We start from the raw sequence: 19,659 nt of genomic DNA, 5'->3' as shown, positions 1-19,659 counted from the left end.
CACAAGGTGGCTATAACCGCTACGATGCGAAAGCTCCTGGTCATACTGAATGCAATGCTCAGAGATAACCAGCCTTGGAGCGATAGCCACGCTTTTGCTTGACAGAGAACACGGTTGCTTTGCGTTAAATTTATAGTTTTTGTTCTCGCTTTTTTACGTCTTTACGAGAGACGGTTTTCCGTTTTGTTTCAGGAGAAAGAATGACTCAGCAGATCACGGTAATAGGCGGCGGACTGGCCGGATGCGAGGCGGCATGGCAGGCGGCAAAACGCGGGGTGAAGGTCCGCCTGTACGAGATGAAGCCCGGCAAGTATTCCGAGGCACACCACCTCCCCGGGCTCTCCGAACTGGTCTGCTCCAACTCGCTGCGCGGCGACTCCCTCGAAAACGCCGTCGGTCTCTTGAAGGAAGAACTGCGCCGCCTCGATTCGCTGTTCATGGAAGGGGCCGAGGCCACCAAGGTCCCCGCCGGGGGCGCGCTGGCCGTGGACCGCGAGCTCTTCTCCAGCTACATCACGAAAAAGATCGAGGAGCATCCCGATATCGAGGTGGTGCGCGAAGAGCTGACCCATATCCCGGAGGAGGGGATCGTGGTGGTCGCCTCGGGCCCCCTCACCAGCGGATCCCTGGCCGAAGAGATCGGGCGCCTGGCCGGCAGCTACCTCTATTTCTACGACGCCATCGCCCCCATCGTCGCCGCCGATTCCATCGATTACGACAAGGCCTTCCGCGCCTCCCGCTACGGCAAAGGTGACGGCGACGACTACCTGAACTGCCCGATGGACGAGGAGCAGTACCACAACTTCGTCAAGGAGCTCCTGGCCGCCGAGAAGGTTGAGCCAAAGAGTTTCGAGAAGGTGCTGCACTTCGAGGGATGCATGCCCATCGAGGAGATGGCAAGCCGCGGCGTGGAAACGCTGCGCTTCGGCCCCATGAAGCCGGTGGGGCTCACCGATCCGCGGGTCGGCGTGGAACCGTACGCCGTGATCCAGCTGCGCCAGGAGAACCGCGAGGCGACCATGTTCAACCTGGTCGGCTTCCAGACCAAGCTCACCTGGCCCGAGCAGAAGCGCATCTTCCGCATGATCCCGGGCCTGGAGCAGGCGCAGTTTTTACGCTTGGGCTCCATGCACCGCAACACCTTCATCAACGCGCCGGAACTCCTTGCCGCCACCTGCCAGTTGAAGAGCGATCCGCGCATCCTCTTCGCGGGGCAGATCACCGGCGTGGAAGGCTACGTCGAGTCCGCCTCCAGCGGCTTCGTCGCCGGGGTCAACGCGGCGCGCCTGGCGAAAGGGGAAGAGCTCATCGTCCCTCCAGCCGAAACCGCCATCGGCGCGCTGGCGCGCCACATCACCAACACGGAAGCGGCGCACTTTCAGCCCATGAACGTCAACTACGGGCTCTTCCCGCCGCTCATCGGGCGCATCAAGAAGAAGGAGAAGCGCGGACTCCTGGCCCAACGAGGCCTGGAGGCACTGCAAGCGTGGCTGCCTAAGGTAACCGGGTAGCCGCCGCGCCCCAGCGTCCCCCCCTTTGCCAAAGAGGGGACACGGGGGATTTCGGGCCGCCTGCCGGGCGTGCCGGGGAGGGTGCTATGACGGGGAACAAGGAACGGCAGGAGATAAGCGTTGTCGGTCGGCTGCTTTCGCTGGAGGCCCTGATCTTCGTCATGGGAGCCGCGTGCCTCGTGTACGGCGTCGTCACCGGCACCCATTGGAAGACGGTGCTGGGTGTCATCGTCGTCCTTGCCGTCATCCTGATCTTTAGATTCTGCCGCCGTTGTAGGGGCGAATAATCATTCGCCCATCCGCCGGTGCCCCAACACCATCTTCCCATCCTCCCTCTCCCCCCGGGAGAGGGCAGGGGTGAGGGCGCTGCAAGTGGCGATCAGTTCCTTTATGGCATCGCCCTCACCCGCCCTCCGGGCACCCTCTCCCAAAGGGAGAGGGGGACAGACATATCGGCAGTTATCCGCCCCCGCCGCGGGGGCAAGAGGAGAAACAATGTCCGCAACCACCATCGTCCTGGCCTCCGCCTCACCCCGCCGTAGCGAGCTCCTGGAATCCGCCGGCATCAGCTTCCGCGTCGTGCCCGCCGACATCTGCGAGGATCAGCTCCCCGGCGAGGAGCCGGTCGACCACGTGCTGCGTCTGGCCGAAGGAAAGGCGAGGGCCGCGGCCGGAATGACCGAGGGACGCTTCTTCCTCGGCGCCGACACCATCGTCCTCTGCGACGGCGAGATCATGGGCAAACCCAAGGATCACGCCGATGCGCAGCGCATGCTGAGAAAGCTCTCCGGCGTACCGCACGAGGTGGTGACCGGCTTCGCCATCTACGACCGGGAGCGCGACGGCGCCGTGGTGGAGGCCGTGCGCACCAAGGTCTTTTTCAAGCCGCTGCGCGACGAGGAGATTGACGCCTACATCGCCACTGGCTGCCCCTTCGACAAGGCCGGCGGCTACGCCATCCAGGGGGGCGCCGCGCACATGGTGCAGAAGATCGACGGCTCCTACACCAACGTGGTGGGGCTGCCGCTGTGCGAAGTGGTCGAGAAGCTCAGGGTCCTGGGGGCGCTGTAGCAGGAAGGGGGAGCTAATGGGGGATATTGCCCAACATCTCAGGGAGATCCAGGAACGTATCGCGCAGGCCGCGGTCAGGGCAGGGCGTGATCCCGAAACGGTGCGCCTGGTAGCGGTTTCCAAGACCAAGCCGGCCGCTGCCATAGCGGAGGCCTTCGCCTGCGGCCAGGTTATCTTCGGGGAAAATTACGTCCAGGAGTTGGTGACGAAGCAACCCGAGCTCCCGGCTGAGATCTCGTGGCATTTCATCGGCAACCTGCAGAGCAACAAGGTGCGCCAGATCGCCGGCAAGGTCGACCTGGTACACTCCGTGGACCGCCTGAGTCTCGCCCGCGAGATCGACCGGCAGTGGGGCGCCCTGGGCAAGGTGTGCGACATCCTGGTACAGGTGAACATCTCCCGCGAAGAGACCAAGGGGGGGGCCAGCAGCGAAGAGCTCCTCGACCTGGTGCGCGAGGTGGCGCAACTGCCGCACGTCAAGGTGAAGGGACTGATGACCATGCCCCCCTTCTTCGACGACCCCGAGGGGGCGCGCCCTTACTTTCGCAAACTGAGCGAGATGGCCGAAGAGGTGAGACAGGCTGCCATCCCTGGGGTGGAGATGCTGGAGTTGAGCATGGGGATGTCGGGCGATTTCGAAGCCGCCATCGAGGAGGGCGCCACCCTGGTGCGGGTCGGCTCCGCCCTGTTCGGCGAGCGCCAGTACCACTGAAACGGGGGAGGCCATGATGCCGGGGCAGGAAAAGCAGGTATCAAAGCTACGGCGCCCCTTCGTTGTAGCGGGCGCCGTGGTGGGGGCATCAGTTAGTGCTTGGTATCTCTACCGCAACTTCGGCAGCAGCGCCGCCGCGGCCGATCCTGTCTGGACCCGCTTCGTCAACGTCGCGCTGATCATGTTCGTGGCCATCTACCTGGCCAACCTGCTGCGACGCGGTGTCGAGTCTTTCAGGAAGCACTAGTCTTCATCGGTAATCTTGACGGGTGCCGGTGCCAGCGCCAGGAAAGTGGAAACGCGCTGGGCGACCACCGATTCCAGTATGGCGAACAGCAGCGAGATGGTGGCGTAGATGGCCAGCGCCGCCTCCATGGAAGCCGGGATGGCCAAGTCGTGCTGGGAGTTGCGCACCATCCAGATCATGGCCACAGCCACCGCACCGCAACCGAACTGCCGCCAGACCCAGTTGTTCTGCTCGACCAGGAGTTGCATCAGCTGCTCGATCTCTCCCTCCAGGAAGTAGCGTTCCGCCACCATCCAGGACATGTAGATGCGAGGCAACATGACAGCGGTCATGGTCATGGTGACGGTCATCATCAGTGCGCCGAACATGTTCATAAATTCCCCTCCCGCTACCGGATCTGGTTCGTTGTTCTTGCCATAGCACAAACAACGCCCAAAAACCCTCCAGGTGACATTATCTCTCATTAAGAACAAAAGCATGTCATTACGCCCTGTTGCAGTGGCGGTAGACCGGTTCCAGGGCCTTGCCGGCCGGAGTCGGTGTTCTATCCTGTACGGCTTTTGAACAGGTCCTGTTCGGTTATTACGCTAAATGACCCAACAAAGCCAAAACCGTCAGCCACGGAGAACATCTGAGAAATTCTGAGAAAACCTGACGGCACGCCCTAGTTGGTCAAACCTTTACGCTTTCTCAAATTCTTTGCAGTTCTCAGAAGTCCTCAGACTTTCTCCTTGTTACCGGTTTGTTTCTGCTTTAGCTTTTCTCCGAAGTTCTCAGATTTTCTCCGTGGCCAATGGTTTGCCTTTCTTGAAGAAAATTAAGTTGTCACTGCGGCCGGGTTCGTGCTAACGCTGATAAGTTGCGAATTCAGCACAGGGAGAAAGCATGATTCATCTGTCCAACATCACGAAACAGCACGGCTCGCAGGTCCTTTTCCGCGACGCCAGCTTCCAGATACTGCCCGGCACCCGTTCCGGCCTGGTCGGCCCCAATGGCGCCGGCAAGACCTCGCTGTTCCGGATCATCACCGGGGAGGAAGATATCGACGCCGGCGATATTACCGTCGCCAAGAAGACCACCATCGGCTACTTCTCGCAGAACATCGGCGAAATGGCGGGACGCTCCGCCCTGGAAGAGGTGATGGCGGTCTCTGCTGAGACGGTGCGCCTGGCCGGCGAACTGAAGCAGATGGAGGAGCAGATGGGGCTCCCCATGTCCGATGACGACATGGCGGCACTACTGGAGCGTTACGGCTCCGCCATGGAGGAATTCGAGCACCGCGGCGGCTACGATCTCGACTCGCGCGCGAAGGAGGTGCTGACCGGCCTCGGCATCGGCCCGGACCGCTTCCACAACCCGGTGGAATCCTTCAGCGGCGGCTGGCGCATGCGCGTGGCCCTGGCCGGGATCCTCACCCTGTCGCCCGACGTGCTCCTTCTGGACGAGCCGACCAACCACCTGGATGTTGAATCCATCATCTGGCTGGAGGAGTGGATCGCCAACGAGTACAAGGGCGCGCTCCTGATGACCAGCCACGACCGCGACTTCATGAACCGGGTCGTGAACCGCATCGTCGAGGTGGCCAACAAGACCGTCACCACCTACGGCGGCAACTACGATTTCTACGAGAGGGAACGCGACATCCGCCGCGAACAGCTCCTGGCGAGTCACAAGCGCCAGCAGGAGATGCTGGCCAAGGAAGAGGAGTTCATCGCCCGCTTCGCCGCCCGTGCCTCGCACGCCGCGCAGGTTCAGTCGCGGGTGAAGAAGATAGAGAAGATCGAACGCATCGAGATACCGCCCGAGGAGCGCGTGGTGAAGTTCGAGTTCGCCACACCGCCCAGAAGCGGCGACGATGTGGTGGCCATGGACAACCTGGGCAAGAGCTGGTCGAACCCCGACGGCAGCGTGCATCCCATCTTCTCCGGGGTCACCGGGGTCATCAAGCGCCTGAGCAAGATAGCGGTGGTCGGCGTCAACGGCGCCGGCAAGTCCACCTTCCTGAAGACCATCGCCGGCCAGACCGACGCCACCGAAGGGAGCGTCAGCCTCGGCGCCAACGTTGAACTCGGCTACTTCAGCCAGCACGCCATGGAGATCCTCGACCCCAAGAAGACCATTTTCGAGACGGTGCAGGACGTCATCCCGCTCGCGACCATCGGCGTGATCCGCAACCTCCTGGGGGCCTTCCTGTTCCAGGGGGACGACGTAGACAAGCGCATCGAGAACCTCTCCGGCGGCGAGAAGAGCCGTGTCGTGCTGGCCACGCTGCTGGCGCGCCCGGTCAACTTCCTGGTGCTGGACGAGCCGACCAACCACCTGGACATCCGCTCGCGCGAGATTCTCCTCGATGCACTGGAAAACTTCCAGGGGACGGTGATCCTGGTGAGCCACGACCGCCACTTCCTGCGCAAGCTGGTCGACCGCGTCATCGAGGTCGATCACGGCGAGATGCGCGTCTACGAGGGGAATTACGACTACTACCTCTCCAAGACCGCCCATGCCTGAAAAGGGTTGCTGATCGGTAAGATTAATGCCGGTTACATTGATTGTTTGCCTTGAGCGCCCGCTCCGTGCTATAAGAGCGGTGCTGTAATTCAATGACATCAAACAAAGGAGATCTGCAATGGCGAAAAACCAGAACGAAATGACCTTTAAATACATCTTCACCTACGATTACAACCCCATCTATGTCAATGGCGCCCACGGCGGCATCTCTCCGCGCGGTGAGCTGGTGATCAACTTCTACCTCGAGCGCCAGCCGCTGCCCAACGCCATCAGCCACGAGATCACCCAGGCCGGCCAGATTGGTCCCGAGACCGAGGTAGAGCCGTCGGATCTGGGCCGCAGCCTGGTGCGCCAGGTCATCAACGGCATCGTGGTGAACCACCAGACCGCACGCGAGCTGCACTACTGGCTGGGCGAGAAGATCAAGGAGCTCGACGCCCTGGAGCAGGCTCGCCAGGCTATGGCCGCCGAGCAGGCCGGCCAGGTCACCCACTAGAGCATCGCGACAGCAAGGTAAAAGGGGCGGCATCCCGTACGGGATCGCCGCCCCTGTTTTTTGTTTCTTGGCAACGCATAGTTTAAAGAAGGAGTCCCATGTCCAAACAGTACCTGGTAGGAAACGAGTCGGTGCGCATGATCGAGCTTGGGCACCCCTGGATCATCGCCGATGCCTATACCAAAAAGTGGCCCGCCGGTGAGGCCGGCGACCTGGTGGAACTGGTGGACGGCTCCGGGCGCTTCCTCGCCTCGGCACTGCTCGATCCCAAGGACCGCATCGTCGCCCGCATCCTGTCGCGGCAGCGCATGCGTCTCGACCGGGGCTGGGTGCAGGCACGCCTGGAACGGGCCGTGGCGCTGCGTAAAAACCACGCGCAACTGGACGACTCGGACGCCTACCGGCTGGTCAACGGCGAAGGGGACGGCCTCCCCGGGCTCACCGTGGACCGTTACGGCGACTACCTCATGGTGCAGGTGTACTGCTCGGGGTGGCGCAGGCATCTGAAACTGGTGACCCAGGCGCTGGAAGAGCTGCTGGCACCGGCGGGGATCTACGAAAAGGGACGCCCCCAGAACACGAGGGAACTGGAGGCGGAGAGCGACGACAAGAAGTACGGCCGGCTGCTGGCAGGAAAGCCTGCTCCCGAGCCGCTTTTGGTGCGGGAAAACGGCCTCACCTACCGGGTCAGCCTCGAGCGCGGCTTGAACACCGGGCTCTTCCTCGACATGCGCAAGCACCGGCGCGACCTGATGGCGCGGGTGCAGGGTAAGCGCTTTTTGAACCTGTTCTGCTACACCGGCGCCTTCTCGGTTGCCGCCGCCGCGGCCGGGGCGAGCCTGGTCACCAGCGTCGACGCCTCGCCCGGCTACATGGCCCAGGCCAGGGAGAACTTCGAGCTGAACCGGCTCAACCCCAAGCGGCACGAGTTCCTGGTCGGGGACTGTTTCACGATGCTGGACGAACTGGCCCGGCAGAAGAAGGTCTACGACGTGATCCTGATGGATCCCCCCTCCTTCTCCACCACCGCCAAGAGCCGCTTCACCACGCGCGGCGGCACCTCGGACCTGGTGGCTGCGGCGCTCAAGCTGCTCAAAACGGGGGGGGTGCTGATCTCCTCCTCCAACCATCAGAAGGTGGACCTGGCGGACTACTTAAAGGAACTGCGCCGCGGCGCGCTGCAGGGTGGGGACCAGTTGCAGGTGGTTTCCTTCGGCGGCCAGCCCGAGGACTTTCCTTACCCGGTGACCTTCCCCGAAGGGCGCTACCTCAAGTACGTCATCGCCGTCAAGGGGTGACCGGCCGGGGTCAGGTCACCCCGCAGTCGTGCAGGAACCTGGCGTAGCGCTTGTCGGTCAGTTCGATGTGGTTCAGCACCCAGCTGGACAGGAAGTTCAGCAACTCCAGGGCGAGCCCCGGGCGCTTGGAGCTCAGCCGCTCCTTGAAGGCGAAGGCCTTGGCGATGAAGCGCTGGTGCTCCAGTTCGTGCAGGGCCATCTCCGGGTATCTGTGGGTACGGAACAGTTCCTCCTCCACGGCGAAATGGGCCTGCGCGTAGTTGAACAGGTTGGTGAGCACGTCTTCCACCACGTCGGCACTCTCGTTGTTCCTGATCGCCTTGTCCAGCTCATCCATCATCTGGATCAACATCTTATGCTGCTCGTCTACCTTCACGATCCCCACACTCAAACTTTCCGACCACTCGATTATTTCCATGAACCTCTCCCTTTGGGGGCGTGTTGAAACTATGTATGCCTGCTCCGTAGCCAACCGGACCCACTCTGTGTTATCTTTTTCCCTTCGCCGCCAACTTCGCCGTAGCACCCGGAGCCTTCATGGCCGAGCCCAGACAGCTTGAACTGGAAATCTCATGCCAGCAGATCCTGCTGCCGGACTCCTCCGTCTACTCCGTGCAGTGGATCGACCTTCCCGCCGATGCGGCACTGCGGGCCGACCCCGCCTTCCTGCTGGAGCACTACTTCAAGGTAGTGCATCGCTGCACCCTGGGGCTGATCACCCCGGTCATGGAACCCGCCGGCGTCGAGTTCCGGGTCACCGGGACCCGTTATGCTCTGCTCGCCTTCAGCGCGGCCCGCTTCGAAGCGGACCGGGAAACCCAGGCGGTCCACCTCTGCATCAGCGGCGGCATCCTGGTCCAGCCCGGGGAATGCGACAGCGGCATGTTTTCCCTCTTGAACACCACCGGGCAAGATGGAGGGCGCGTCACGGTGCAGCTCTCCGACTACTGCCCGCTCCTTTTGGGCAGCAGGAACCCGAGCAGGCTGCGCAAGCTCTGCTACGGGATGACGCAATCGTTCTTCCACAAGGTGGTGACCATCAGGTACCTGGCCTCACTGTTTCGCGAGCTTTGCGGCGTGAAGGCACGGGTGGCGGTCAGAAACGTGGTGGTGCGCCAGGGGACGGATATCTGACCCAAGCTACTATTCGGATGGAGATGAGACTACTTGAGGGATTTGAAGCGGGATACTGACACAGGATGGCTCTAGGCGGGCTTCTTCTGGTTCAGCGCTTCGTAAAGCGCGATCTGTTCGGCGCTGGAGAGTTTTTTGCGCGAGCACTGCTTGCCCCGGCACATCCTGCACCTGTCGTCGGAGCACCACTGGCAGAAGCTGCAGTCAGGACAGGGGTGCTTCTTGCAGTTGTGTGAATCTTCCTTTTCTTCCATGTGACCGCTCTTACGGGCTGTGAGTGATAAAGCGGCGCCGGCGCCATTGCCGTGCGCCGCTTTTTTTACCCAATTAATAGACCACGTTCTTCGGTAAAAGTCCCCCTTTTGCAAAGGGGGATTTAGGGGGATTTGCCTTTCGTTGGGAGAGCCCCCCGAGGTAGCTTAGTACACCACGTTCCTCTTCGGGGCGGTCCCCTCGACGATGCGGGCGAAGGACTTGCCCTGGTCCGCGTTGATCAGCAGGTAGCGCGGCAGCTTCATGGCCACGTCGCCGGGGCCCGCGTGGTGGGCCTCGATGGTGAAGGTCGCCACGTACCCCGCGTCGGCCGCCTTCTTGAGCAGGTAGTCGTCGTAGATGCCGAAGGGCCAGGCCAGCAGGTCCACCTTGGTCCCCAGCTTCTCTTCCAGCTTCGCCTTACTCTTCTTGAGCTGGGTCTGTACCGACTTCTCGAATTCCGCCGGCGCCATCTTCTTCTTGTCGTGCCTGAAGTTGGGGTGCCAGAAGGTGTGGGACTGGATGTCGAAGCCGTTCTTCTGCAGGGTTTTCAGCTGTTCCCAGGTCATGGCGTACTTGGCGTTGGAGATCGCCGAGGGGTAGACGAACACGGTGACCGGGACGTTGTATTTCTTGGCCAGCGGCAGCATGTCGCTGTACACCGACTTGTGCGCGTCGTCCTCGACGATGACCACCGATTTCGGGGCGGGTGCCGGTCCCTTCTTCAGGTAGTAGTCCACGAGCTTTCTGAGCGGGATGACGGTGTAGCCGTTGTCGCGCAGGTACTTCAGGTGTTCCTCGAAGACCGAGGTCTTGATGGTCATGCCGTCGGCCACGGTGGGGCCGAAGCGGTGGTACAGCAGTATGGGGACGTGGACCCCCTGGCTGGCGGCGGGCTGGGCCGGCTTGGCGGCCGGGGTGACGGCCTGTGCGCCGGTTACGGCCAGCAGGGCGACGGCGAGGAGCAGGAGCAGGATACGAAACTTCATCGGTACAAAACCTCCGGTTGATTTTCAAACAACCCAACATACCAGAAAGCGAAAAAAATGTGAAACGCCGAATCCGCGCAAACAAAAGGAGCGGGATGGATGAACGGCGGGATGGTAGAATTCTCCAGTTCCAATTCCGCCCAAAAGGAGGCAGACATGACATCATTCCAGCTCAAGTGTCCCGGCTGCGGCGCCGTAAACCGCATCCCCGCCGAAAAGGAAGGGGTAGCCGGGGTGTGCGGCAACTGCCGCGCCAAGCTCCCACCCCTCTACAGCACCCCCCGCGAGCTCCACGACGCCGACTTCGATGCCTTCATCTCCGCCTATCCCGGCCCCGTGCTCGCCGAATTCTGGGCCCCCTGGTGACCGCATTGCGTCTCATTCGCACCGTCGGTGCGAAAGGTGGCGGCACTTCTGGCCGGGGAGGCCCTGGTGGTCCAGGTCAACACGGATGAAAGCCCGACGCTGTCGGGGCGGTTCGGGGTGCGCGGCATCCCGGTACTGCACCTTTTGCGCAACGGCAAGTCGGTCGAGCAACTGCCCGGGGCGCAGCAGGCAGAGGCGGTGGTTTCCTGGTTCAGGCGTTTGCAGGCCAAGAGTTGACCGTCTCTGTCATAGAGGTTCCAGTACCTCATTGACAGCGACCCAGTGTTTGGCAGAATTGGAAGCTAACTCATAATGAGAAAAGGGAGGTGTCAATGACAAGGGACCAACTGCAGATCCTTGAGAATCAACTGGTGGCCAACTGTCAATACAAGGGCATCCAGACCACCCTGCACAAGCTGCTGGAGAGTCTCTATGAAGGCAAGAGTCTCGATGCCATACTCACCGAGATGCTTGAATGATTGACACCCCGCAGCAACGAAGGCCATCGATCCGTCGCCAGCTGTCCATCCTGGTCGCCGCCTGCGTGCTGCCGGTCTGGCTCATCGCTGCCGTGATGGCGCGTCATGCCTACGTCTCCAACCTGGACCAGGTGAGCCGCGACATGCTCGAGAACGCCCGCGCCATGACCATGGCGGTGGACCGGGAACTGGCCAACGTCCAGGCCTCCCTGAGCGCGCTGGGCAGTTCCCCGTCCTTCAAAAAGGGTGACTTCGTGGCGCTGCACCACCAGAGCAGGGAAATCCTCAAGAACTACCCCGGCGCCGACATCATCGTCGCCGACTGCACCGGGCAGCAGCTGGTGAACACCTACCGCCCCCTGGGGAGCAAGCTCCCCAAGCGCAACAACCCCGACACCGTGCGCCGCATCTTCGAGGAAGGCAAACCCGTCGTCAGCAACCTCTTTCGCGGCGCGGTCACCAAGCGCCCGGTGATCGCCATCGACGTGCCGGTGGTCATCAACGGCGCCGTCGCCTACGACCTCTCCATGTCTTTTCCCTCGCTGGTGCTTTCCTCGGTGCTGCAAAGCCAGAATGTCTTCAAGGACTGGTACGGCACCGTGGTCGACCGCAACGGCGTCATCACCGCCCGCACCAGGAACCTCGACGAATTCGTCGGCAAGGAGCTGACCGGAGATCTGCGTGCCGCATTGTCCCGCAGCAACGAGGGGACGCTGCTCATCGCGACGGCAAAGGGGGGCACCACCTTTGCCGCTTTCTCCAAATCCTCCTTCTCCGGATGGACCGTGGCCGTCGCGGTCCCCGCCGAGGTCGCACTGGCAGACCTCTACAGCTGGATGCGCTGGGCGGTAGGCATCGGCGTCGCCAGTTCGCTGCTCGGGATCCTGTTGGCGTGCTGGCTTGCCAGCCGCATCGCACGCGACATACAGTCGCTGGTGCAGCCGGCGCTGGCGATCGGCAGCGGCGAAGAAGCGCCTGCAGTCGCCACCGCTTCCAGCGAGACCTCGGAGCTGGCCGAGGCGCTGGTCCAGGCTTCCCGACTGCTGCAGCGCCGGGCCGCGGAAAGGGACCAGGCGGAACGGCAGCTCTCCCTCACCATCGACGACCTGCGCCGGGAGACCGCCGAGCGGATCCGGGCCATGGAGGAGGTGCGCCGCCAGGAACAACTGCTCACCCAGCAAAGCCGCCAGGCGGCCCTGGGGGAGATGGTGGGCAACATCGCCCACCAGTGGCGCCAGCCGCTGAACGCGCTGGGACTGTTGGTGCAGCAGCCCCTTTTGTTCCACGAACTGGGGCAGCTGGACCGGGAGTTCCTCGAAGAGAATGTCGCCAAGTCCATGGCGATCGTGCGCCACATGTCGCAGACCATCGACGACTTCAGGAACTTCTTCAGGCCGGACAAGGAGAAGCTGCGCTTCAAGGTGGCCGACGAAGTCGCCAAGGTGCTGTCGCTGGTCGACGGCAGCCTGCAGTCCCTGGGGGTCTCCCTCAGGGTGCAGCAGCAGGGCGACCCGGAGGTAGACGGATACCCCAACGAGTTCGCCCAGGTACTGCTCAACATCCTGGTCAACGCCCGCGACGCCATCGCGGAGCGCGGGGTGGCTGCTCCCGCGGTCCAGGTCAGCATCGCGGAACAGGCGGGGAGGGCGGTGCTGACGGTAACCGACAACGCCGGGGGGATCCCGGAGGAGATCCTGCCCCGGATCTTCGACCCCTACTTCACCACCAAGGGGCCGCAGGCCGGCACCGGAGTCGGTCTTTTCATGTCCAAGACCATCATCGAGAAAAACATGGGGGGGCTGCTCACCGCGTGCAACGTGGACGGCGGCGCCCAATTCCGGATAGAGGTTTGAAATGGCAACAACCATGATGCTTGTCGAAGACGATCGTGACACCCTGGAGATCCTCTCCGTCGTGCTGCGGCGCAAATATGGAGACCTGAAGCTGTGCACTGCGCAGAACGGCAGGGAAGGGGTGGAGCTGTTCAAGGAGCGTGACGCGGACATCGTGATCACCGACGTCAACATGCCCGAAATGGGGGGCGTCGCCATGGTGCAGGCCATCAGGGGGATCAAGCCGCAGGTGCAGTTCATCTTCATCACCGCCGATGCCGGGAGAGCGACCCTGGAGCACTCGGTGGGGGCGGGGTTCCAACTCGATCACTACATCGAAAAGCCCATCGACTACCGTGATCTGTTCTCAGCCATAGAGCAGTCACTGGCAAAGGTCACGGCTATGGCGCCGGCCGGGCCTGCCGGTACTGAAGCAAAGGCGCACTAACAAGACGTTGTAAAGTACAGTTGATATCCAAGAGTGTACAAGCGCTTGCTCACGCTGTATACTGGTCCGCGTTTGTTTGAGCGCTGTACTGCTATGAAAGAGACCAGCCACACACAAGGAGGACGTCCATGAAAAAGAACCTGCTCGCTATCCTCGTTCTGTCTTTGCTTGCTCTTCCCGCCGCCGCCATGGCGACGCCCCCTCGTCCCGGTCCGTACGTCTCCGGCTTCATCGGGGTCACCGTTCCCGAGACCGTCAACGCCACCAGCTTCGACGGGGTCACCACCTTCAACGACCGCATCAAGTTCGACCCCGGGCTCAACGTCGGCGGTACCCTGGGCTACGACTTCGGCCTCATGCGCCTGGAAGGCGAGATCTCCTACAAGGACCTGCAGCTGAACCGGGTCACCGACCGGGACAGCGGGCAGCGCTTCCGGATCGCCGACGGCAACGTCGACACCACCGCCTTCATGGCCAACGTCTTCTTCGACATGCACAACAACACCCCCATCACCCCCTACCTGGGCGGCGGCATAGGCTTCGCCGCGTTGCACCTGAACGACGTGGTCAGCACCGCGGGAGATTTTCTCTATGAGGCGGACGACCAGGTGGTGCTCGCCTACCAAGCCGGCGCCGGACTGGAGATCGCGCTGAACCGGCAGCTTTCTCTCGACCTTGCCTACCGCTACTTCGGCACCTCCCAGGCGTCCTTCATCAATACCGAGTTTGAGGTCCAGACGCACAACGCGACCATGGGGCTTAGGCTGAAGTTCTGACCGGAAGACGTCACGGGACAGTCATGAATGATCTCAATGCGCAGAACCAGGAACTGGAGCGGCAAAACCAGCAGCTGCTGGATGCCTACGCCCAGTTGGACCGGGCCCTGGCCCAGTACGCGGAACTGTACGATTTCGCGCCGGTGGGGTACCTGACCATCGGGGAGGGGCGGCGCATCGAAAAGGTCAACCTGACCTGCTGCACCCTCCTGCAAAGAGACCGCGTCGTCCTTTTGGGGATGGATTTCGTGGAGTTGGTGGCGAAACAGGACCGCCCGGCCCTGCTCGATTACCTGGAGCGGCTTTGCTGCCGCAAAGACGGCGTCGAGTGCGAGGTGACGCTGCACAATGGCACACCGGTCCGGCTGGAGTCCGCCGTCTCGCAGCAGCACCGTGAGTGCCGCATCGTCATGCTGGACGTGAGCCGGCAGAGGCAGGTCGAGGGGGCCCTGCGGGAAAGCGAGAAACGTTTCAAGACGCTGGTGGAGGTAACCTCGGACTGGGTCTGGGAGGTGAATGCGGAAGGGGTCTACACCTACGCCAGCCCCAAGGTGTTTGACCTGCTCGGTTACACAGCCGAGGAGGTGGTGGGGAAGACCCCTTTCGACTTCATGCCCCGGCGCGAGGCCGACCGGCTGCTCATGATTTTCGGCGAGTTCACTGCGCGCCAGGAGCCGTTTCACAACGTTGAAAACCTCAACCTCAGAAAGGACGGTAGGGAAGTGCTGCTCGAGACCAGCGGCGTGCCCATCTTCGACGCCGACGGCGTCTTTTGCGGGTTCCGGGGCATCGACCGGGACATCACCCACCGCCTGTCCCGCACGGAGGAAGCTTAGTCCTCTCACTCGCCGCGTTAACAACAAGAAGGCCGGGTCCTGTGACCCGGCCTTTCTTATGAGTATTCCTCCTGCGCTGAATAACTGTCACCTGATTATTTCGTTGTAATAAAAGCATTGTGTGATATTTTGGCCACGGCTCCAAGAGCCGTTACCCTCCCGGAGAGGATCGGGCGGCAGCAAAAGCGGACGAAAACGCCGTCAGGTTGCACCGTTGGCGCCTCGACGGTGGTGCTCATGCCAAGGCCACCCGCTGACGTTATCCGATGTTGATGGTGGTTGATTATGCACAGGTTTGGCAACATCGCTGCGCCGCTGCTCACGTGCTTCACGACGCTGATAGCAACCCTTTACTGGGCTGATCCTCAGGTCGTGTTGGAGCCGACCGCGCTGCTTCCCGCTCTCAACACCGTTTTTCTCGCCTGCACCCCTTTCTTCATCGTCTTTATCTCCACCAAGCTCTTTCTGGCTGTCGGGCGCCTCCCCCTGCTCATGCTCGGCTGCGGCATGCTGGCACTGGGCGGAGCAGGGGCGGTGTCGGGATGGTTCATAGGCCAACCCGGCGGCCCCAATACCACCGTTACCATCTACAATAGCGGCGCCCTGCTGAGCGGCCTGCTGCTCCTGGTCAGTGCCGTCATCCCGCTGCTCGATGTCAAAGAAACTGCTCCCCGTCTGCGCCTTCCCTTGGTGCTGACCTCCTACCTCGGCGTCGCCGTAATCTCGGCGAGCATTGCCGTTGCCGCGGTCACCGGCCATGCGCCCGATTTCATCGTGCAGGGAGCCGGTCCCACCTCGACCGGCCGGGTGGTCCTGGCCGCCGCCATCGCTTTTTACGCGGCAACCGCCGCGTTGTCGTTGAGGCAGTACCTCGGCACCCGCGTGGAACAGCTGCGCTGGTATGCCACCGGCCTCGCGCTCTTCGCCACCGGGTTGGCCGGCGTGCTGCTGCAGAAGTCGGTGGGGAGCCCGATAGGGTGGGCCGGGAGGACGGCCCAGTACACCGGCGGCCTCTGCATCCTGGTCGGGGTGCTGACCTTCTGGAAGACCATCATCAGCACCGGCCGTCCCATAGCCGAGGCCTACGGCGAGGTTTCCCGCAGGCGCATCAGCGAGCTGGAGCGCCAGGTCGCGGCGCGGACGGAGTCGCTCACCGCGGCCAACGCCCGGCTGCGCGCCGAAGTCGAGGAGCGCATGCGTGCCGAGGACCAGATCCTCGAGCACCAGAAGAAAATGGAGGCACTGACCCAGGAACTCTCCCTCACCGAGGAGCGCGAGCGCGAACGCATCGCCGGCGAGTTGCACGACCAGGTCGGACAGCACCTCATCCTGGTGAAACTGAAGCTGCAGTGGCTGGCCAACGAACTCACCTCCGAGAAGGAAATCGTGGTGGCCGAGGAGATCGACAAGCTCCTTTCCCAGTCGATCCAGGACATCCGGTCGCTGACTTTTCAGCTGCGCCCACCCATCCTGGCCAATGCGGGATTGGGGGCTGCCATAAAGTGGCTGGCGGAAGAGTTGAGGGAAAACTACGGACTTAATTTCGAGCTCACCGACGACCACACCCCCCTGGCCCTCAGGTACGAGGTTCGCTCCTCCATCTTCCAGGCGGTGCGCGAGATCCTTTTGAACGTGGTCAAGCATTCGCACTGCAGTCTGGCCCGCATCAGGCTGAGCAGCGACGCCGGCCGCATGCAGATCGAGATCACCGACAACGGCACCGGTTTCGACCCGGACCAGGTGGCCAGGAAGAAGAGCCGCAGCGGGGGATTCGGGCTGTTCAACCTGCGCAAGAAGATCGACTACCTGGGGGGGGAGTTCCGGATCGAGACGGAGCTTGGGGTAGGGACGCGGGTGTTCATCGTGGTGCCCCAAGACCCGGTCGGCTCCGGCGACGGGACGGCCGCGGATCCCGTGGGCGCAGCGGAGAGCACGGCAGCGTGCCCTGCGGGAGATTGAAAAAGAAAAAGGCCAAGTCGTTGACTTGGCCTTTGCTGTTAGCATGGTGGGCGATACTGGGTTCGAACCAGTGACCCCTGCCGTGTGAAGGCAGTGCTCTCCCGCTGAGCTAATCGCCCATGCGTCCTGTCTATGTAGCAGATGCCTTTTTGCATGTCAAGGCTTGTTTCTCGGGGGCACCGCTGTCTCAGAGTGTTGCATGCCGTAAGTATTCGATGTACCGTCAACAGTTATTGCCGGAGCATGAGCCGAAATAATATTGCTGTTACTTCAATTCCTGCTGCCACTTCTATTAGCCCCCTGAGCAACCTGCCCCAACATCCTCCCTTTATATAGTGGCGCCAGCGACAACTTCCGCAACGAAGCTCAGCCCGCGCCCCCACGTCCTCCCCTTTGCGAAGGGGAGACAGAGGGGATTTGCCTTGCCCCGTCTAAGCACCAACCCATAACTCTTCCCGCTAACGTTGTTCTAGATATCGCCTCTTTGGCCTTGACACCTTCCTTTAGCAGTTGCTATAGTGCTGCGTCGCCGCGGAGCTTCCGTTAGCGTCAGCGCAAACCGCAGCTGGCGGCCGCGGCCAAAACACCACCGGGGGATGTCTTGAAACTCGAACGCGGTCTTATTCAGGTGTATACCGGCAACGGCAAGGGGAAGACCACGGCTTCGCTGGGGCTCGCCCTGCGCGCCACCGGCCGCGAGCTGAAGGTGTGCATGATCCAGTTCATGAAGGGGGGCGGGCCCTACGGCGAGCAGATGGCCGCCGAGAAGCTGGCTCCTTTTCTCACCATCATTCAGACCGGGCGGCCCGGATGGGTCAACAAGGACAACCCGGCCCAGGCCGACAAGGATCTCGCAGCCGAGGCGCTGGCCCTCGCTGCGGAGAAGCTCGGCAGCGGCGACTACGACCTGGTCATTCTCGACGAGGTGAACGGTGCGGTGTCGATGGGGCTTCTTCCCGTGGAGCGTCTGCTGGAGCTGATGGCCGCGAAGCCGGAACACGTGGAACTGGTCCTGACCGGCCGCAACGCCCATGAGAAGGTCATCGAGGCGGCGGACCTGGTCACCGAGATGCGTGAAATAAAGCACTATTACAAAGCCGGCGTCGATGCGCGCGTCGGCATCGAGAAATAACTACCATTCAATTTACTGATATCGGAGGTTTGCCATGGCTGAAAGAAGAATTCGCGTGCTGGTGGGAAAGCCTGGTCTTGACGGCCACGACAGGGGTGCCAAGATCATCGCCCGCGCCTTTCGCGACGCCGGTTTCGAGGTAATCTACACCGGTCTGCACCAGACCCCGGAGCAGATCGTCTCCGCCGCCATCCAGGAGGACGTCGATCTGGTCGCACTCTCCATCCTCTCCGGTGCCCACAACACCCTGCTTCCCGCGGTGAGGGAGATCATGACGGAGAAGGGGGCTGCCGACATCATGCTCATGGCCGGCGGCGTCATTCCCGAGGACGACATCCCCGGGCTGAAAGCAGCCGGTATCGCCGAAGTCTTCACCCCCGGTACCTCCACCGAGACCATCGTCGGCTGGGTTCGCGACAACATCACGCCCCACGCCTAAACCGCAACGGACGTTCAACGTTCTACGTTCAACGTTAACTGCAAAACCTGGACGCAATCCATGCGCCGCGTGTTGCCTAGAGCAGACGCGGCGCACGCCGTAGAAGTCACCAACATGCCGCACGGTGGCGACGCGCTCACTCGAACGTTGAACGTTGAACCTTGAACCGCCTCTGGAGTTCTTATGACCCTGGCCGAACGCGTGCTCGACGGCGACATACGCGCCGCCGCGCGGCTTATGCGCGACATCGATGACCGCTTCAAAAGCGCCATCGAGGAACTGAAAACCCTCTACCCCCACACCGGCAATGCCTACATCATCGGCATCACCGGCCCGCCGGGGGCGGGGAAGTCGACCCTAGTGGACCAGATCGTCTCCGCGTACCGGAAGAAGGACCTCCTGGTGGGCGTGGTGGCCATCGACCCGACCAGCCCGTTCTCGGGCGGCGCCATCCTCGGCGACCGCATCAGGATGAACCGCCACGCCGACGATGCCGGCGTCTTCATCCGCAGCCTCGCCACCCGCGGGGCGCTGGGAGGGCTTTCCCGCTCCACCACCGACGTCGTCAACGTCATGGACGCCATGGGGATGGACGTCATCGTCATCGAGACCGTCGGGGTAGGGCAGGACGAGGTGGACATCGTCAGCACCGCCCACACCACCGTGGTGGTCATGGTCCCGGGCCTGGGCGACGACATCCAGGCCATCAAGGCCGGCATCCTCGAGATCGGCGACGTCTTCGTGGTCAACAAGGCCGACCGCGACGGCGCGGAGCGCACCGCCCGCGAACTCACCACCATGCTGGAGATGAAGCACCCCGACGCGGACGGGTGGGCGCCGCGCGTGCTGCAGACCGAAGGGGTCCGCGGCGTGGGCATCGAGGAGCTGGTGCAGGAGTTCGACGCACACCACATCTACCTGAAGGAGTCGGGCGCCCTGCAGCGGCTCACCGAGGAAAGAAACGCCAAGCTCTTCGCCGACACGCTCCGGGAAGAACTCTTCGAGACCGTCTTCGGCACCATCAAGGGGAACGGCAAGTACGACCAGATCGTGGCGGGGATGCGCGACAAGAGCATCGATCCCTACAGTGCAGTGCAGGAAGTCATGGCGGGACGCGCTTTTTCTTGACCGAGCGTGGCAAAGGTGTTAATTAAGAACGAAATGGGGCGTAGGC

General features: G+C 62.2%; 23 protein-coding genes, 1 tRNA gene and 1 pseudogene. 20 read left to right on the top strand and 5 right to left on the bottom strand.

Annotation, left to right across the window (positions count from 1 at the left end; translation table 11 throughout):
• The 6 genes and pseudogenes from H7687_RS12045 to H7687_RS12020 all read left to right on the top strand — a co-directional run.
• Window positions 1-102 (top strand): annotated as a pseudogene (locus H7687_RS12045) (IS110 family transposase); the annotation flags it as partial.
• Between the two features lie 98 nt (window positions 103-200).
• Entirely contained in the window at window positions 201-1,511 is a 1,311-nt protein-coding gene (trmFO, locus tag H7687_RS12040; protein WP_183347640.1) for a methylenetetrahydrofolate--tRNA-(uracil(54)-C(5))-methyltransferase (FADH(2)-oxidizing) TrmFO, read from the top strand.
• Window positions 1,512-1,597: 86 nt separating this feature from the next.
• A complete protein-coding gene (locus H7687_RS12035) occupies window positions 1,598-1,798 on the top strand; it encodes a hypothetical protein (protein WP_183347639.1) in 201 nt (66 codons plus the stop codon).
• Window positions 1,799-2,006: 208 nt separating this feature from the next.
• Complete coding sequence (locus H7687_RS12030) at window positions 2,007-2,582, top strand: Maf family nucleotide pyrophosphatase (RefSeq protein ID WP_183347638.1); 576 nt, start codon at window positions 2,007-2,009, stop codon at window positions 2,580-2,582.
• Window positions 2,583-2,598: 16 nt separating this feature from the next.
• Entirely contained in the window at window positions 2,599-3,294 is a 696-nt protein-coding gene (locus H7687_RS12025) for a YggS family pyridoxal phosphate-dependent enzyme (protein WP_183347637.1), read from the top strand.
• A 16-nt stretch (window positions 3,295-3,310) separates the two neighbouring features.
• Entirely contained in the window at window positions 3,311-3,541 is a 231-nt protein-coding gene (locus H7687_RS12020; protein WP_183347636.1) for a hypothetical protein, read from the top strand.
• Here H7687_RS12020 and H7687_RS12015 read toward each other — a convergent pair.
• Window positions 3,538-3,915, bottom strand: a complete 378-nt coding sequence (locus tag H7687_RS12015; RefSeq protein ID WP_183347634.1) for a hypothetical protein — start codon at window positions 3,913-3,915, stop codon at window positions 3,538-3,540. The genes H7687_RS12020 and H7687_RS12015 overlap by 4 nt on opposite strands.
• Before the next feature lie 511 nt (window positions 3,916-4,426).
• On the opposite strand from H7687_RS12015, the gene H7687_RS12010 reads away from it, so the two are divergent.
• The 3 genes from H7687_RS12010 (at window position 4,427) to H7687_RS12000 (ending at window position 7,843) form a co-directional block, all read left to right on the top strand.
• Window positions 4,427-6,049, top strand: coding sequence for an ABC-F family ATP-binding cassette domain-containing protein (locus tag H7687_RS12010; RefSeq protein ID WP_183347632.1), 1,623 nt, complete (start codon window positions 4,427-4,429; stop codon window positions 6,047-6,049).
• A 118-nt stretch (window positions 6,050-6,167) separates the two neighbouring features.
• The gene (locus tag H7687_RS12005; RefSeq protein WP_183347630.1) at window positions 6,168-6,545 is read left to right on the top strand and encodes a hypothetical protein; all 378 of its coding nucleotides are present in this window, start codon (window positions 6,168-6,170) and stop codon (window positions 6,543-6,545) included.
• 98 nt (window positions 6,546-6,643) lie between these two features.
• Window positions 6,644-7,843: a class I SAM-dependent rRNA methyltransferase gene (locus H7687_RS12000; protein WP_183347628.1), complete on the top strand. Its 1,200-nt coding sequence runs from the start codon at window positions 6,644-6,646 to the stop codon at window positions 7,841-7,843.
• A 10-nt stretch (window positions 7,844-7,853) separates the two neighbouring features.
• Here H7687_RS12000 and H7687_RS11995 read toward each other — a convergent pair whose 3' ends face one another.
• Complete coding sequence (locus H7687_RS11995; protein ID WP_183347626.1) at window positions 7,854-8,261, bottom strand: bacteriohemerythrin; 408 nt, start codon at window positions 8,259-8,261, stop codon at window positions 7,854-7,856.
• Between the two features lie 119 nt (window positions 8,262-8,380).
• Between H7687_RS11995 and H7687_RS11990 the strand changes: the two genes are divergently transcribed.
• Window positions 8,381-8,977: a hypothetical protein gene (locus H7687_RS11990; protein ID WP_183347625.1), complete on the top strand. Its 597-nt coding sequence runs from the start codon at window positions 8,381-8,383 to the stop codon at window positions 8,975-8,977.
• 71 nt (window positions 8,978-9,048) lie between these two features.
• On the opposite strand, the gene H7687_RS11985 is transcribed toward H7687_RS11990, so the two are convergent.
• A complete protein-coding gene (locus H7687_RS11985) occupies window positions 9,049-9,231 on the bottom strand; it encodes a hypothetical protein (protein WP_183347623.1) in 183 nt (60 codons plus the stop codon).
• Window positions 9,232-9,396: 165 nt separating this feature from the next.
• Entirely contained in the window at window positions 9,397-10,218 is an 822-nt protein-coding gene (locus H7687_RS11980; protein ID WP_183347621.1) for a polysaccharide deacetylase family protein, read from the bottom strand.
• A gap of 156 nt (window positions 10,219-10,374) precedes the next feature.
• On the opposite strand from H7687_RS11980, the gene H7687_RS11975 reads away from it, so the two are divergent.
• The 7 genes from H7687_RS11975 (at window position 10,375) to H7687_RS11945 (ending at window position 16,914) form a co-directional block, all read left to right on the top strand.
• Window positions 10,375-10,821, top strand: coding sequence for a thioredoxin family protein (locus H7687_RS11975; protein WP_183347618.1), 447 nt, complete (start codon window positions 10,375-10,377; stop codon window positions 10,819-10,821).
• A gap of 95 nt (window positions 10,822-10,916) precedes the next feature.
• On the top strand, window positions 10,917-11,063 hold the full coding sequence (locus H7687_RS11970) for a hypothetical protein (protein WP_183347616.1): 147 nt from the start codon (window positions 10,917-10,919) through the stop codon (window positions 11,061-11,063).
• Entirely contained in the window at window positions 11,060-12,916 is a 1,857-nt protein-coding gene (locus H7687_RS11965) for a sensor histidine kinase (RefSeq protein WP_183347614.1), read from the top strand. Before H7687_RS11970 ends, H7687_RS11965 begins: the two co-directional genes overlap by 4 nt.
• A 1-nt stretch (window position 12,917) precedes the next feature.
• Entirely contained in the window at window positions 12,918-13,343 is a 426-nt protein-coding gene (locus H7687_RS11960) for a response regulator (RefSeq protein WP_183347612.1), read from the top strand.
• Between the two features lie 128 nt (window positions 13,344-13,471).
• On the top strand, window positions 13,472-14,119 hold the full coding sequence (locus H7687_RS11955; protein WP_183347610.1) for an outer membrane protein: 648 nt from the start codon (window positions 13,472-13,474) through the stop codon (window positions 14,117-14,119).
• Between the two features lie 23 nt (window positions 14,120-14,142).
• Window positions 14,143-14,955: a PAS domain-containing protein gene (locus H7687_RS11950; protein ID WP_183347608.1), complete on the top strand. Its 813-nt coding sequence runs from the start codon at window positions 14,143-14,145 to the stop codon at window positions 14,953-14,955.
• A gap of 285 nt (window positions 14,956-15,240) precedes the next feature.
• Entirely contained in the window at window positions 15,241-16,914 is a 1,674-nt protein-coding gene (locus H7687_RS11945) for a sensor histidine kinase (protein ID WP_183347605.1), read from the top strand.
• 44 nt (window positions 16,915-16,958) lie between these two features.
• On the opposite strand, the gene H7687_RS11940 is transcribed toward H7687_RS11945, so the two are convergent.
• A tRNA-Val gene (locus H7687_RS11940) sits at window positions 16,959-17,033 on the bottom strand.
• Between the two features lie 482 nt (window positions 17,034-17,515).
• On the opposite strand from H7687_RS11940, the gene cobO reads away from it, so the two are divergent.
• The 3 genes from cobO to meaB all read left to right on the top strand — a co-directional run bounded on the left by cobO (window position 17,516) and on the right by meaB (window position 19,613).
• Window positions 17,516-18,046: a cob(I)yrinic acid a,c-diamide adenosyltransferase gene (gene cobO / locus H7687_RS11935; protein ID WP_183347603.1), complete on the top strand. Its 531-nt coding sequence runs from the start codon at window positions 17,516-17,518 to the stop codon at window positions 18,044-18,046.
• 34 nt (window positions 18,047-18,080) lie between these two features.
• Entirely contained in the window at window positions 18,081-18,485 is a 405-nt protein-coding gene (locus H7687_RS11930) for a cobalamin B12-binding domain-containing protein (protein WP_183347600.1), read from the top strand.
• A gap of 183 nt (window positions 18,486-18,668) precedes the next feature.
• Complete coding sequence (meaB, locus tag H7687_RS11925) at window positions 18,669-19,613, top strand: methylmalonyl Co-A mutase-associated GTPase MeaB (protein WP_183347598.1); 945 nt, start codon at window positions 18,669-18,671, stop codon at window positions 19,611-19,613.
• Window positions 19,614-19,659 lie beyond the last annotated feature (46 nt).

Origin of the sequence: Geomonas paludis (assembly GCF_014193585.1) — a bacterium.
Classification (GTDB): Bacteria; Desulfobacterota; Desulfuromonadia; order Geobacterales; family Geobacteraceae; genus Geomonas; species Geomonas paludis.
This window is presented reverse-complemented; position numbering and strand designations above follow the sequence as displayed.

Coding starts and splice junctions, on each gene's coding strand:
- trmFO (WP_183347640.1), top strand. CDS start 201: ATGACTCAGCAGATCACGGTAATAGGCGGCGGACTGGCCGGATGCGAG.
- H7687_RS12035 (WP_183347639.1), top strand. CDS start 1,598: ATGACGGGGAACAAGGAACGGCAGGAGATAAGCGTTGTCGGTCGGCTG.
- H7687_RS12030 (WP_183347638.1), top strand. CDS start 2,007: ATGTCCGCAACCACCATCGTCCTGGCCTCCGCCTCACCCCGCCGTAGC.
- H7687_RS12025 (WP_183347637.1), top strand. CDS start 2,599: ATGGGGGATATTGCCCAACATCTCAGGGAGATCCAGGAACGTATCGCG.
- H7687_RS12020 (WP_183347636.1), top strand. CDS start 3,311: ATGCCGGGGCAGGAAAAGCAGGTATCAAAGCTACGGCGCCCCTTCGTT.
- H7687_RS12015 (WP_183347634.1), bottom strand. CDS start 3,915: ATGAACATGTTCGGCGCACTGATGATGACCGTCACCATGACCATGACC.
- H7687_RS12010 (WP_183347632.1), top strand. CDS start 4,427: ATGATTCATCTGTCCAACATCACGAAACAGCACGGCTCGCAGGTCCTT.
- H7687_RS12005 (WP_183347630.1), top strand. CDS start 6,168: ATGGCGAAAAACCAGAACGAAATGACCTTTAAATACATCTTCACCTAC.
- H7687_RS12000 (WP_183347628.1), top strand. CDS start 6,644: ATGTCCAAACAGTACCTGGTAGGAAACGAGTCGGTGCGCATGATCGAG.
- H7687_RS11995 (WP_183347626.1), bottom strand. CDS start 8,261: ATGGAAATAATCGAGTGGTCGGAAAGTTTGAGTGTGGGGATCGTGAAG.
- H7687_RS11990 (WP_183347625.1), top strand. CDS start 8,381: ATGGCCGAGCCCAGACAGCTTGAACTGGAAATCTCATGCCAGCAGATC.
- H7687_RS11985 (WP_183347623.1), bottom strand. CDS start 9,231: ATGGAAGAAAAGGAAGATTCACACAACTGCAAGAAGCACCCCTGTCCT.
- H7687_RS11980 (WP_183347621.1), bottom strand. CDS start 10,218: ATGAAGTTTCGTATCCTGCTCCTGCTCCTCGCCGTCGCCCTGCTGGCC.
- H7687_RS11970 (WP_183347616.1), top strand. CDS start 10,917: ATGACAAGGGACCAACTGCAGATCCTTGAGAATCAACTGGTGGCCAAC.
- H7687_RS11965 (WP_183347614.1), top strand. CDS start 11,060: ATGATTGACACCCCGCAGCAACGAAGGCCATCGATCCGTCGCCAGCTG.
- H7687_RS11960 (WP_183347612.1), top strand. CDS start 12,918: ATGGCAACAACCATGATGCTTGTCGAAGACGATCGTGACACCCTGGAG.
- H7687_RS11955 (WP_183347610.1), top strand. CDS start 13,472: ATGAAAAAGAACCTGCTCGCTATCCTCGTTCTGTCTTTGCTTGCTCTT.
- H7687_RS11950 (WP_183347608.1), top strand. CDS start 14,143: ATGAATGATCTCAATGCGCAGAACCAGGAACTGGAGCGGCAAAACCAG.
- H7687_RS11945 (WP_183347605.1), top strand. CDS start 15,241: ATGCACAGGTTTGGCAACATCGCTGCGCCGCTGCTCACGTGCTTCACG.
- H7687_RS11930 (WP_183347600.1), top strand. CDS start 18,081: ATGGCTGAAAGAAGAATTCGCGTGCTGGTGGGAAAGCCTGGTCTTGAC.
- meaB (WP_183347598.1), top strand. CDS start 18,669: ATGACCCTGGCCGAACGCGTGCTCGACGGCGACATACGCGCCGCCGCG.